Annotated in this window: 11 protein-coding genes; 8 read left to right on the top strand and 3 right to left on the bottom strand. The window is 63.6% G+C overall.

Annotated features, from left to right (window positions below; genetic code table 11):
• Positions 1-58 precede the first annotated feature (58 nt).
• The 3 genes from ACVC5H_RS21905 to ACVC5H_RS21915 all read right to left on the bottom strand — a co-directional run bounded on the left by ACVC5H_RS21905 (position 59) and on the right by ACVC5H_RS21915 (position 2,715).
• Complete coding sequence (locus tag ACVC5H_RS21905) at positions 59-1,009, bottom strand: ABC transporter substrate-binding protein (RefSeq protein WP_489619835.1); 951 nt, start codon at positions 1,007-1,009, stop codon at positions 59-61.
• 70 nt (positions 1,010-1,079) lie between these two features.
• On the bottom strand, positions 1,080-1,709 hold the full coding sequence (locus tag ACVC5H_RS21910) for a nucleoside/nucleotide kinase family protein (protein ID WP_489619836.1): 630 nt from the start codon (positions 1,707-1,709) through the stop codon (positions 1,080-1,082).
• A 397-nt stretch (positions 1,710-2,106) separates the two neighbouring features.
• Positions 2,107-2,715 (bottom strand): cysteine hydrolase family protein, encoded by a 609-nt coding sequence (locus ACVC5H_RS21915; protein ID WP_489619837.1) that lies wholly within the window; start codon positions 2,713-2,715, stop codon positions 2,107-2,109.
• Between the two features lie 196 nt (positions 2,716-2,911).
• Here ACVC5H_RS21915 and ACVC5H_RS21920 point away from each other — a divergent pair, with 196 nt between their 5' ends.
• The 8 genes from ACVC5H_RS21920 to glyQ all read left to right on the top strand — a co-directional run bounded on the left by ACVC5H_RS21920 (position 2,912) and on the right by glyQ (position 12,648).
• The gene (locus ACVC5H_RS21920) at positions 2,912-3,763 is read left to right on the top strand and encodes a LysR family transcriptional regulator (protein ID WP_489622744.1); all 852 of its coding nucleotides are present in this window, start codon (positions 2,912-2,914) and stop codon (positions 3,761-3,763) included.
• A 192-nt stretch (positions 3,764-3,955) separates the two neighbouring features.
• Positions 3,956-5,296, top strand: coding sequence for a tRNA (N6-isopentenyl adenosine(37)-C2)-methylthiotransferase MiaB (gene miaB / locus ACVC5H_RS21925; RefSeq protein WP_489619838.1), 1,341 nt, complete (start codon positions 3,956-3,958; stop codon positions 5,294-5,296).
• 29 nt (positions 5,297-5,325) lie between these two features.
• Positions 5,326-6,444 (top strand): PhoH family protein, encoded by a 1,119-nt coding sequence (locus ACVC5H_RS21930; RefSeq protein ID WP_489619839.1) that lies wholly within the window; start codon positions 5,326-5,328, stop codon positions 6,442-6,444.
• On the top strand, positions 6,431-6,886 hold the full coding sequence (gene ybeY / locus ACVC5H_RS21935; protein WP_489619840.1) for an rRNA maturation RNase YbeY: 456 nt from the start codon (positions 6,431-6,433) through the stop codon (positions 6,884-6,886). The genes ACVC5H_RS21930 and ybeY overlap by 14 nt, the downstream gene beginning before the upstream one ends.
• 299 nt (positions 6,887-7,185) lie before the next feature.
• Positions 7,186-8,817, top strand: coding sequence for a methyl-accepting chemotaxis protein (locus ACVC5H_RS21940; protein ID WP_489619841.1), 1,632 nt, complete (start codon positions 7,186-7,188; stop codon positions 8,815-8,817).
• A gap of 249 nt (positions 8,818-9,066) precedes the next feature.
• Positions 9,067-9,945, top strand: coding sequence for a CorC family transporter (locus ACVC5H_RS21945; protein WP_338718041.1), 879 nt, complete (start codon positions 9,067-9,069; stop codon positions 9,943-9,945).
• Positions 9,946-9,972: 27 nt separating this feature from the next.
• On the top strand, positions 9,973-11,598 hold the full coding sequence (lnt, locus tag ACVC5H_RS21950) for an apolipoprotein N-acyltransferase (protein ID WP_489619842.1): 1,626 nt from the start codon (positions 9,973-9,975) through the stop codon (positions 11,596-11,598).
• A gap of 132 nt (positions 11,599-11,730) precedes the next feature.
• Entirely contained in the window at positions 11,731-12,648 is a 918-nt protein-coding gene (glyQ, locus tag ACVC5H_RS21955) for a glycine--tRNA ligase subunit alpha (protein WP_489619843.1), read from the top strand.
• The last annotated feature ends 36 nt before the right edge of the window (positions 12,649-12,684 follow it).

Below are 12,684 nucleotides of genomic sequence, written 5' to 3' on the forward strand. Positions count from 1 at the left end.
GGGGACTCTTGCACCGGCGCGCTGATGTTCATGGCGAACCGGTGTGCGTGCGGCGGCCTCAGTTGGCCGGCACCCAGCCCTTGTAGTCAGCCACGTTGTCGCGCGTGATCAGCTTGACGGGCAGCAGCTTGACGGGCTTCTCGGGGGTGTGGCCATTCATCACCTGATAGCCGATGGCCACGCTCTCGGCGGCCATGCCATACGGGTCCTGCGCGGGCGAGGCGGCGAAGAGCGACTTGCTGTCCTTGAGCGCGCGTTCGGCGTCAGGGGCGCCATCCACGCCGGTGATGACCTTGATGTCGCTGCGCTTGGCCTGGCGGATGGCCAGCTCGGCACCGATGGCGGTGGGGTCATTGATGGCGAAGACGCCATCAATCTTGCCTTGCGCAGCCAGCAGGTTGGACATGGTGGTCATGCCGCCATCGCGGCTGCCACCGGCGTTCTGGTTGTCGGAGAGGATCTTGATGCCGGGCGACTTCTTGAACTCGGCCTTGCAGCCGCTGACGCGATCCATCACTGCCGACACGGGCGGCCCGTTGACGATGACCACGTTGCCCTTGCCCTGCAGCTTGTCGGCGATGTACTTGCAGGACTCGGCACCGGCCATGGTGTTGTCCGACATGACGGTCACGTCCGCGCCTTCAGCGGCCACGTCCACGGCCACCACGACGATGCCGGCCTTTTTCGCTTTCTTGACGGCGGGGCCGACGCCCTTGGAATCGGCTGCATTGAGCACGATCATGTCGACCTTGTTGGCGATGAAGTTCTCGATCTGGCCAACCTGGGTGTTGAGGTCGTACTTGGAAGAGACCACGGTGACCTTGGCCTGCGGATTGATCTTGTGCGCGCCGCTCTCGGCGCCCTTGGCGATGGCTACGAAGAAGGGATTGGCGAGGTCGCCGAGGGTGACGCCGACCGATTTCAGCGGCTTGTCGGCAGCGTGCGAGGGGGCAGTGACGGCCGCCAGCGACAGGGTGGCGCAGGCGATGGCGAGGGTTTTCTGGATCATGCTTGTCTCCGTTCTTGTTGGAAGTTTGAGGGGGGATGATGACTGCTTTTTGATGCATTCACGCCGGGCCTCAGCCCCAGCGAAAAATCTGGTCGGCGTGGTCGCGCGTGGTCTCGATCAGGGCAGCGTTGATTTCATCACTGTCCATCACCCAGGCCTCGGCCTCGGCAGGGCTGCGGCCGAACTGCACGTGGCGTGCGATCAGCCGCTGCAGCCGCAGCGCCGGATCGACATCGACGTACCAGACCTCATCGAGCAGGGGCAGCACGCGTGACCAGTGGCCCCGGTCCAGCAGCAGGTAGTTGCCCTCGGTGATGATGAGCTGTGTCCCGGGCGGGATGGCGATGCTGCCGGCAATGGCTTCTTCGATCTCGCGCAGGAACTGCGGCGCGTAGATGACTTCATCAGCGCCCTGCTGGCGCAAGCGTGACAGCAGATGGACATAGCCAGCGCTATCGAAGGTATCCTCGGCGCCCTTGCGTGCAGTGCGTCCCAGGCGTGCCAGCTCGGCATTGGCGAGGTGATAGCCGTCCATGGGCAAGATGACGGCCCGACTTAGCCCCTGGGCCTGCACATGCTCAAGCAACGCCTGGGCCAGCGTGGACTTGCCGCTGCCGGGCGGGCCGGCTATGCCGAGTATCGTGCGCCGGCCGCTGGCCAGCAGTGCGGTGAGCCTGTCGCTGAAGACGGCGGGAATCATGGTCGACTCATTCCTTTTTCTAAGGATCGTCCTTGCAGACGTCCACACGCGTGCAGGGTGTTATTTATTGAAATGCAGCACAACAGCAAAGCGCCCTGCTGCGTTCTCCTCGTCTGCAGAGCCTGATGCGCAAGGCTGCTGCGCCGACTGCCTGGCGGGACGAGCGAATTTCGGAAAGCCGACAAACTAAGCGATTCTGTCTCCTGAATTTCAGCGCTCCTGAATATTCATGTGTAATTTCTAATTATTGCTAGATCCGCGTCGTTAACGTGATGAAATTTTCTTGGATTTTTTTCGAAACCGATCTGCTTATGGGTAAGTCAACGCCATGAAAAAAGGACGCTACCGATCAGGTAGCGTCCTTGCGCTGCACGCTGTAAAGAGCTGCTGATCAATATCAGGCTGCCATCAACGCCGCCGCATCAGCCACCACGGTGGCATAGCGGTCGGCCAGCTCGGCCAGCGCCACGCGCTGGATCTCGGCGGCCTTGACGGGCGCGCCACCAAGGGGGTCCGGCAGGTCGCGGGTAGCGCAGGCAGAGGCCACCACCGTGGAGGCATAACCATGGTCCAGTGCCGAGCGCACGGTCGCGCTCACGCACATGTGGGTAGCGAAGCCGGCCACGATCAGCGACTTGCGGCCGGTCTTCTTCAAGGCCTCATCCAGCGGGGTGCCGGCAAAGGAGTTGGGCAGGCTCTTGGGCAGCACCAGCTCACCCGGCTCGGGCTGGACACCCTCGATGATGGCCACGTGCGGGCCTTGCGGATCGAACATGGCACCGCCCGGCTTGCCGTGATGCACCACGTGGATCACCGGCGCACCGGCGGCACGGGCCTGGCGCAGCAGCCCGGCAATCTCGCCGACCGCAGCATCGATGCCGGCCATGGGAGCACGGCCGGTGGTGTATTCAGTCTGGTGGTCAATGATGAGCAGGACGGCTTCTTGCCAGGTGGCGGCACGCGCGCTGCCACCGGCAATCTGGATCAGGGTCTGGGGAAAGGACATGGGCGGCTCCTTGTTAAAAAAAGATCGAGGAAAATCAGAAAAATGGCTGCGGTGATCGAAAACGCACAGAGACGGACCATCTTAGTCCGATAAAATTTGCACCACCATTCACCAAAATCGCGATCCATCTGTGAAAAAATTAACAGCCCCTTCCGGCAACCAGCGCCCCTCCTCGGCCCGGACCGTACACGCCGCCCTGGATGCCGACTGGGAAAGCCTGCGCAGCTTCGCCGCCTTCATCGACGCCGGCAGCCTCTCCGGCGCGGCGCGTGCGCTCGGGGTGACGCATGCGACTATCGGCCGCCGCCTGCAGCAGCTCGAAGCTTCCTTGCAGGCACCGCTGTTCCTGCGCCGCGCCGAGGAGGTGGAACTGACCCGGCTGGGCGAGAGCGTCCTCAGTGCCGCGCGCGCCATGCAGGACCAGACCCGGCAGTTGGCACGCACGCTGGCCGGTGGCGATCTGCGGCTGGAAGGCAAGCTGCGCCTGGCCTGCACGGATGCCATCGGCACCCTGTTCCTGGCGCCGCGCCTGCCGCAGCTGTTGCAGCAATGGCCGGCGCTGGATGTGGAATTTGCGATGGGCCACCAGACCTTGAGCCTGGCCCGGCGTGAAGCCGATCTGGCGCTGCGCTTCGGCAAGCCCCAGGATGGGGAGCTGATCGCCCGGCCGCTGGGAGCGGTGCGTTTTTACCTGTGCGGGACGGCGGACAATGTGGCGCGGTGGCGGTGTGCGCCCAGATCGGCGCCCTTCGTGGCCTATGACGATGGCGTGCCCGATATCCCGGAGACGCGCTGGATCGCCGACCACGCTGCCGGCAACCCGGTGCGCTTTCGCAGCACCAGCCTGGTGGCGCAGTGCATGGCCGCGCGCGCCGGGGTAGGGCTGGCCTTGCTGCCGAGCTACCTGCTGGCGCCGGAATTGCAGACTGTGGAGTCCGCGCCACAGCTGCAGCGGGAGCTATGGGCGGTGTTCCACCGCGATCTCAAGGCACTGCCCCGGCTGCGGGCGGTGCTGGCGTGGCTGCAGGACTGCTGCGCGGACCTGTGAGACTTGCCGCCCGGACAGCACCGGCGCGCTCCTGGCGCGGCTGGCCGGGCCTCGCGGTGCTATAATCGCGAACCTTCGGGGATGGGCTCCTCCCCCGCTGCTGCAGCACCTCCAGCGGCCCGCCGCCCTCCTCCTCGCCGGCGCGCGCATGTTCCATGCGTCCTTCCTGCGCACTTCGCCTGATAAAGATTTATGCAGAAAAAAGTATTCATCAAAACCTTCGGCTGCCAGATGAACGAGTACGACTCGGACAAGATGGCCGACGTGCTCCATGCCGCCGAAGGCCTTGTCAAGACCGACCGTCCGGAAGAGGCCGACGTGATCCTGCTGAACACCTGCTCGATCCGCGAGAAGGCGCAGGAGAAGGTGTTTTCCGACCTGGGCCGCCTGCGCGCGCTGAAGAAGGACAATCCCGACCTGCTCATCGGCGTGGGTGGCTGCGTGGCCTCGCAGGAAGGCGATGCCATCATCAAGCGCGCGCCCTTCGTGGACATGGTGTTTGGCCCGCAAACGCTGCATCGCCTGCCGCAGATGATTTCCGAGCGCCGCTACAGCGGCCGTCCACAGGTGGACATCAGCTTTCCCGAAATCGAGAAGTTCGACCACCTGCCACCTGCGCGCGTGGAAGGCGCGACGGCCTATGTCTCCATCATGGAAGGCTGCAGCAAGTATTGCAGCTACTGCGTGGTGCCTTATACGCGCGGCGAGGAAGTCTCGCGCCGCTTCGAGGACGTGCTGACCGAAGTGGCCGGGCTGGCCGACCAGGGCGTCAAGGAAATCATGCTGCTGGGCCAGAACGTGAACGCCTATCGCGGCGTGATGGAAGATGGCGAGATCGCCGACTTCGCGCTCTTGATCGAATACATCGCCGAACTGCCGGGCATCGAGCGCATCCGCTTCGTGACCAGCCATCCCAAGGAATTCTCGCAGCGCCTGATCGACACCTATGCCAAGGTGCCCAAGCTGTGCAATCACCTCTACCTGCCCGCACAGCACGGCTCGGACCGCACGCTGGCGGCCATGAAGCGTGGCTATACGGCGCTGGAGTACAAGTCGGTGATCCGCCGCATGCGCAAGGTGCGCCCGGACATCACGGTGCAATCGGACTTCATCGTCGGTTTCCCCGGCGAGACCGAGGAAGATTTCGAAGCGCTCATGAAGCTGGTGGCCGATGTCGGCTTCGACAACAGTTTTTCCTTCATCTTCAGCCCGCGCCCCGGCACGCCGGCCGCCAACCTGCAGGACGACACGCCTCAGGAAGTCAAGCTGGCCCGCCTGCAGCGCCTGCAGGCCGCGCTCAACGAGAATGCGGCGAAGATCAGCGCAGCACAGGTCGGCACGGTGCAGCGCGTGCTGGTGGAAGGCGTCTCCAAACGCCGCGAGCATGAATTGCAAGGCCGTACCGAGAGCAATCGCGTGGTCAACTTCGACGGTGGCCCGAACGGCCAGCGTCTGATCGGCCAGATCATCGAGGTCAGCATCACCGAAGCCTTCCCCTTCTCGCTGCGTGGCGAGATCGTGGTCCAGCATTGAGTTTCAATCCCCCTAACCGGAATCGTGCATTGAAAAAAATTCCCAATCAGCCGCATCACTTCACGCCCCAGCCGCTGGACAACAAGCGCCTGGCCAACCTGTGCGGCGCCCTCGATGAGAACCTGCGCCAGATTTCAGCAGCGCTGGATGTGACCATCTTCCGCCGCGGTGACCGCTTCGTGGTCACCGGCACCAATGCCGAGCGCGCCGTGGAAGTGCTGGAGCACTTCTACGAAAAGGCCGACCGTCCGGTGGCGGTGGACGATATCCAGCTGGCCCTGGTGGAGCAACGTGCCAACGCCGCTGCCGATGAAGAAGCCGGCCTGCCGCCCTTGCCCGCGCGGCGTGGCAAGGGTGCCGCTGCCGTGGCCGAAGAAGAACAGGACAGCCAGGACCCGCTGCCCGAGAGCCCCATCCTCAAGACCCGCAAGCACGACCTGCGCGGACGCACGCCGCACCAGAGCCAGTACCTGAACGCCATCCTGGAACACGACATCACCTTCGGCGTCGGTCCGGCCGGTACCGGCAAGACCTACCTGGCGGTGGCCTGCGCGGTCGATGCGCTGGAACGCGATGCCGTGCAGCGCATCGTGCTCACGCGTCCGGCCGTGGAAGCCGGCGAGCGCCTGGGCTTCCTGCCGGGTGACCTGGCGCAGAAGGTCGATCCCTACCTGCGCCCGCTGTATGACGCGCTGTATGACCTGCTGGGCTTTGACCGCACGCAGAAGCTCTTCGAGAAGCAGGCCATCGAGATTGCACCGCTGGCCTACATGCGCGGCCGTACGCTGAACCACGCCTTCATCATCCTGGACGAAGCACAGAACACCACGCCGGAACAGATGAAGATGTTCCTGACCCGCATCGGTTTCGGCAGCAAGGCCGTCATCACCGGCGACGTGACGCAGGTCGACCTTCACCATGGCCAGAAGAGCGGCCTGGTCGATGCGCTGTCGGTGCTGCACGACGTGCGCGGCATCGCCTTCTCGCGCTTCACCAGTGCCGACGTGGTGCGCCATCCGCTGGTGGCGCGCATCGTCGATGCCTACGACGCTGCCGGCAACGTCCGTCCCGATACCGCGCGCGCCACTGCCCGCACTGCGACCAACCTCCTGACCAAATCCGCCAAGCCGCGCCATGCCAAAACATAAACTCACGCTGTCGGTGCAATATGCCGACGACCGTCTCAAGGACAGCATCACCCGCCCTCTCCTGCGCCGCTGGGTACAGGCGGCGCTCTTTGCGCCGGCCGAACTGACGCTGCGTTTCGTCGGTTCCGAAGAAGGCCGCGACCTGAACCGTGACTATCGCGGCAAGGACTACGCTACCAACGTGCTGACCTTCGCCTATACCGAAGATGAGGACAGCGAAGTGACCGAAGCCGACATCATCTTCTGCACCGACGTGCTGGAGAAGGAGGCGGCCGAGCAGAAGAAGAGCGTGGAGGAACACACTGCCCACCTGGTCGTGCATGGCGTGTTGCATGCGCAGGGTTATGACCATGAAGATGATGAGGAAGCCAACGAGATGGAAGCGCTGGAGACCGAGATCCTGGCCAGTCTGGGCTACGACAATCCCTACAAGTCACGCTGAAACGTGACGCCGCATGTTGCTCCGAAACGGTCTGCTGATGCAGGCCGTTTTTTTCGGCTTTTATTTTTCAGCTTTATTTTTTATTGTTTTGCGTCAACCCATTGCCAGTTTATCCACTCAAAAATTGATCGATTTCCCCGATACGATCATCGATTTTTTCGTTTGATATTGGCGTGACAATCTGTACGCGACTTTCTGTTGAGCGTTAACTCTGGCTTTCAGGAAAAGCCCTATGGGATATGTCGTACAGCTGAACGAGAATCCTTCCACACCAATTCAAATTTATCGGGGAGGTTGTCATGAAGAACTTGAAGATCGGCCATCGTCTTGGCCTTGGCTTTGCCGCCGTACTGGTCCTGTTGGTAGCGGTCGCTGCCTTCGGCCTGCAGCAAGTGTCGCGTCTGAACGATCGCATCGTCTTCCTGACCTCGGTCGATGAGGGCAAGCTGGAAGCCTTGTCCAAGGTGCAATTTGCCGTTGGCCTGCGCGCCATTGCCGCACGCAACCTGACGCTGGTGCAGGATGCTGCCGAACAGAAAGGCGACGTGGAGTTGGTCGGAAGAGCGCAAAAGGAGATCGATGCAGGCATGGCCGAACTGACTCGGCTGATGCAGGACCCCGTCACCTCGGTGCAGGAGCGCGAAATGCTGGAGCAACTGCGCAAGCTGGAAGCACAGTATCTGCCAGTGGCCGTGAACATCGTCAGGCTAGCGACCTCGCAACAGAACGAGGCGGCACGCACTTCGCTGGTCAAGGATTGCATGCCCATTCTCAATCGCGTCATCGCCCAAGCTGAACAATTCAACAAGCTCTTGCGCAAGAATTCCGAAACCAACGCGGAGGCAGCCGAAGCCGCATATTCCCTGTCCAAGTGGACCATGATGGGAGCCAGTCTCGCGGCACTGGTACTGGGCGGCCTGATCGCCTGGCTGCTGACCCGCTCGATCTCGCGTCCGCTGGCGCAGGCGGTGAGCGTGGCGCAAAGCGTGCAAGCGGGCGACCTGGGCAGCCGCATCGAGGTCACCAGCAAGGATGAGCTGGGCCAGCTCATGCGCGCGCTCAAGGGCATGAATGACAGCCTGGTCGCCATCGTCGGCGAAGTGCGTCATGGCACCGACACCATCGCCGTGGCCTCGGATGAAATCAAGCGCGGCAACATGGATCTGTCGACCCGCACCGAACAGCAGGCCGGTTCGCTGCAGGAAACCGCCTCGGCGATGGAAGAGCTGACCGCCACCGTCAAGCAGACCACCGACAATGCCCGCCAGGCCCAGCACCTGGCCGACAATGCCTCGGAGGTGGCCATCAAAAGCGGTGCCGCCGTGGGCCGCGTGGTCGATACCATGCACGCCATCAGCGCCTCTTCGCGCAAGATCGTGGACATCATCAGCGTGATCGATGGCATTGCCTTCCAGACCAATATCCTGGCCCTCAATGCCGCCGTGGAAGCGGCCCGTGCCGGCGAACAAGGCCGCGGCTTCGCGGTGGTGGCTTCCGAGGTGCGCTCGCTGGCCCAGCGCTCGGCCGTTGCCGCCAAGGAAATCGAAGCGCTCATCAATGAATCCGTCGCCAAGGTCGCCACCGGCGAGCAGCAGGTCAGCGAAGCCGGCTCGACCATGGAAGAAGTGGTCAGGAGCATCCAGAGCGTGACCCATATCGTGCAGGACATCAGCGCCGCCAGTGCCGAGCAGACCGCCGGCCTGGAACAGATCAACAACGCCGTGGCCCAGATCGACCGGACCACCCAGCAAAACGCTGCCCTGGTCGAGCAGGCGGCCGCTGCGGCCGCGTCGATGCAGCAGCAGACCGTGGCCCTGACCGACGTGGTGAGCGTGTTCAGGCTCACGCCCGATCAGGCAGCGCAGCAATGGCAGTCGCCGTCGGCACAGCCGGCTGCGGGCACGATGGTGCCGACGCTGAGCTACGCCTGATGCGCAGGCTGACAAGTTTTCCGTGAGGGCGTTCTTGCCGGCATCGCGCATGCCGGCTCTTTTTGTATGCGGCGCAGAGGCAGTCCCGGCCTGGCTTTCCGGCCGGCAAGACGGGGTTGCCAGGACGACTGCAGAGTAACCGGGTGGTGCGCTGTAAAGGCCGGTGTGGCGGGGCCCTTTAGTGGACTTGTCACATAATTGTTGTATCCTATGGCTCTTCGAAACTACGTCGGGCTCGCGCCTAACGCCATGCAAGATCACCCTAGTAGCGTCAAATCTGACGCTAAACCTCATCGTTCCCTGTTTGAACGACTCACCGCACTGATTTCCCCCGAGCCCGAGAACCGGGCAGAACTGCTCGAAGTGTTGCACGACGCCCACGAGCGCAATCTCATCGATGCCGATGCGCTGTCGATGATCGAAGGCGTGTTCCAGGTCTCCGACCTGGCGGTACGCGACATCATGGTGCCGCGCTCGCAGATGGACACCATCGATATTTCCAAGCCCATCGAAACCTGGATGCCCGAAGTACTGGCGACCTCGCACTCGCGCTTTCCCGCCGTGGATGGCGAGCGCGACAAGGTGATCGGCATCCTGCTGGCCAAGGACCTGCTGCGCTATTACGCCGAGGAATCCTTCGACGTGCGCGACATGCTGCGCCCGGCCATCTTCATTCCCGAATCCAAGCGCCTGAACGTGCTGCTGCGCGACTTCCGCGCCAACCGCAACCATATGGCCGTGGTGGTGGACGAATACGGTGGCGTGGCCGGCCTCATCACCATCGAGGACGTGCTGGAACAGATCGTCGGCGACATCGAGGATGAATACGATTTCGACGAAGCCGAAGACAATGTGCTGGCCCTCAAGGATGGTCCGCACGGTGCGCGCTGGCGCGTCAAGGCGTTGACCGAGATCGAACAGTTCAATGAAGAAGTCGGCAGCCGCTTCTCCGACGAAGACGCCGACACCATCGGCGGCCTGGTCGCCAACCACGTGGGCCGCGTGCCGCGCAAGGGCGACGAATTCGACATCGATGGACTGCACTTCGAAGTGCTGCGTGCCGATGCACGCCAGGTGCACGTGCTGCTGGTGTCCAAGCTGCCGCCGGCACCGCTGGACGACGAGTGATCGCCTGATCTTTCTGCCGTTGCCATCGTGACTTCCCCCTCCCCTCAAGACTTGCCCCTGCCGCGCGGCGCAACTGCTGAGCGCGGCAGCCTTGGTACGGCGCTCGGCTGGCTGCTGCCGGTCGCCGCCGGTGCCGTCAACGTCTTCGCCTTCGCGCCTTTCAAGCTGTGGCCCTTGCAGATCCTGGCCCTGGCCTGGCTGTTCCATGGCGTGCTGGCGCAACCGCAGGCTTCCACCGGCCGCCATTTCCTGCGCGGCTGGCTGTACGGCTTCGGCTGGGCCGCCGCTGGCGTGCACTGGCTCTACATCAGCATGCACGACTATGGCGGCATGCCGGGCTGGATGGCGGCGCTGGCGGTCGGTTTGCTGGCCCTCTACCTGGGCCTCTATGCGGGCGCGGCCACCGCGCTGGCGGGCTGGCTGCGCCATCGCTGGTCGTCGTCGCCGCTGGTGCTGGCGCTGTTCATGCTGCCCTCGCTGTGGGCTTTGTCGGAATGGGCGCGCGGCTGGGTGTTTACCGGTTTCCCGTGGCTGGTGTCGGGGTATGCCCACACCGTCGGACCGCTGGCCGGCTTCGCGCCGATTGGCGGGGTCTACTTCGTCGGCGCAATATCGGCGCTGATCGCGGGCTGCCTGGCGCTGCTGTGGATGGGCATCTCGCGCAAGGGCGTGGCCGGTACCGGCCAGCGCATCGTGCTGCCGCTGTGTGCCGCCGCCCTGCTGTGCGCGGGCGGCGTGGCCTTGCGGCTGGTGCAGTGGACGACACCGCAAGGCCAGCCGATCACGGTGCGCCTGCTGCAGGGGAATATCCCGCAGGAAATGAAATTCTCCAACGATGCCCTGGTCTCTACCCTCAGCATGTACGAGCAGATGATCAGCGCCGCGCCGGCCGACCTGATCGCCACCCCGGAGACCGCCATCCCGCTGCTGCCGCAGCAGTTGCCGCCGGACTATCTCGAACGCATCGCGCGCTTTGCACAGAACAGCGGCAGCCACCTGGCGCTGGGCATCCCGCTGTCCGACGGCCCGCAGCTGTATGCCAATTCGGTGCTGGGCTTCGGCCCGGGGCTGGGTTCGGCCCTGATGCCCTATCGCTATGACAAGCACCACCTGGTGCCCTTCGGTGAATTCATTCCACCGGGCTTCCGCTGGTTCGTCGACCTGATGCACATCCCGCTGGGCGACATGACGCGCGGGGCTCCGGTGCAGTCGCCCTTTGGCGTGAAGGACCAGTGGGTGCTGCCCAACATCTGCTACGAAGACCTGTTCGGCGAAGAGATCGCCGGGCAGTTGCGCGATTCCTATCGCGCCGGCCAGCCGCAGGCCAGCCTGTTGCTGAACCTGTCCAACATCGCCTGGTTCGGCAACTCGATTGCCCTGCCCCAGCACCTGCAGATCTCGCAGATGCGCACGCTGGAAACCGGCCGTCCCATGCTGCGCGCTACCAACACGGGAGCAACGGCCGTGATCCTGCCGGGCGGGGCCGTGAGCGAACTGCCGCCCTACACGCGCGGCGTGCTCTCCGGCCAGGTGCAGGGCTATGCCGGGCAGACGCCCTACATTCTGCTGGGCAACAAGCTCGTCGTCGGGCTGGCCCTGCTGATGCTGCTGCTGGCCTGGGGCCGCAACAAGGCCGCGCGCATCCGTCACTGATCCGTCAGCGAGATGCGCCAGCGAGGGCCGGCCGGCGCCGCGCCCCGGCAAAACCGGGTCAAACGCCCCAAAAGGCGCTAAAATTCACGGTTTTCGCAATTCCTCCGCCGGTTCGCCAGGCAACCACACACGATGCTGACATTTCAACAAATCATCCTCAAGTTGCAAGAATATTGGGACGCCCAGGGCTGCGCACTGCTGCAGCCCTACGACATGGAAGTCGGCGCGGGGACCTCGCATACCGCGACCTTCCTGCGCGCGATCGGCCCGGAACCGTGGCGTGCCGCCTACGTCCAGCCCTCGCGCCGTCCCAAGGATGGCCGCTATGGCGAAAACCCCAACCGCATGCAGCACTACTATCAGTACCAGGTGGTGCTGAAGCCGGCCCCGGAAAACATCCTGGACCTGTACCTGGGCTCGCTGGAGGCGCTGGGACTGGATCTGAAGCAAAATGACGTGCGTTTCGTCGAGGATGACTGGGAAAACCCCACCCTGGGCGCCTGGGGCCTGGGCTGGGAAGTCTGGCTCAATGGCATGGAAGTGACGCAATTTACCTATTTCCAGCAAGTCGGCGGTCTCGACTGCAAGCCGGTGCTGGGTGAGATCACCTACGGCATCGAGCGTCTGGCGATGTACCTGCAGGGCGTGGAAAACGTCTATGACCTGGTCTGGACCGAATGGACCGAGAACGGCGTCAAGAAGCACCTGACCTACGGCGACGTCTTCCACCAGAACGAAGTGGAACAATCCACCTTCAACTTCGAGTATTCCAACACCGAGTTCCTGTTCTCGCTGTTCACCAACTACGAAGCCGAAGCCAAGCGCCTCATGGAAGTGCCGCTGGCGCTGCCGGCCTACGAGCAGGTCCTCAAAGCCGCCCATACCTTCAACATGCTCGATGCCCGTGGCGCCATCTCGGTCACCGAGCGCGCTGCCTACATCGGCCGCATCCGCAATCTCTCGCGGGCGGTGGCGCAGGCCTATTTCGAATCGCGCGAGCGCCTGGGCTTCCCGATGCTGGGCGCAGGCCCGGCCAAGGCTGCGGCCTGAAGCACAACGCCATGACATGATGCGGCGCCGGTCCGG

Source organism: Herbaspirillum sp. Her3 (assembly GCF_057961275.1).

Excerpts from the sequence above, each read along its gene's own strand:
- miaB (WP_489619838.1), top strand. The coding sequence starts at position 3,956 with ATGCAGAAAAAAGTATTCATCAAAACCTTCGGCTGCCAGATGAACGAG.
- ybeY (WP_489619840.1), top strand. The coding sequence starts at position 6,431 with ATGCCAAAACATAAACTCACGCTGTCGGTGCAATATGCCGACGACCGT.
- ACVC5H_RS21940 (WP_489619841.1), top strand. The coding sequence starts at position 7,186 with ATGAAGAACTTGAAGATCGGCCATCGTCTTGGCCTTGGCTTTGCCGCC.
- ACVC5H_RS21945 (WP_338718041.1), top strand. The coding sequence starts at position 9,067 with ATGCAAGATCACCCTAGTAGCGTCAAATCTGACGCTAAACCTCATCGT.
- ACVC5H_RS21905 (WP_489619835.1), bottom strand. The coding sequence starts at position 1,009 with ATGATCCAGAAAACCCTCGCCATCGCCTGCGCCACCCTGTCGCTGGCG.
- ACVC5H_RS21915 (WP_489619837.1), bottom strand. The coding sequence starts at position 2,715 with ATGTCCTTTCCCCAGACCCTGATCCAGATTGCCGGTGGCAGCGCGCGT.
- ACVC5H_RS21910 (WP_489619836.1), bottom strand. The coding sequence starts at position 1,709 with ATGATTCCCGCCGTCTTCAGCGACAGGCTCACCGCACTGCTGGCCAGC.
- glyQ (WP_489619843.1), top strand. The coding sequence starts at position 11,731 with ATGCTGACATTTCAACAAATCATCCTCAAGTTGCAAGAATATTGGGAC.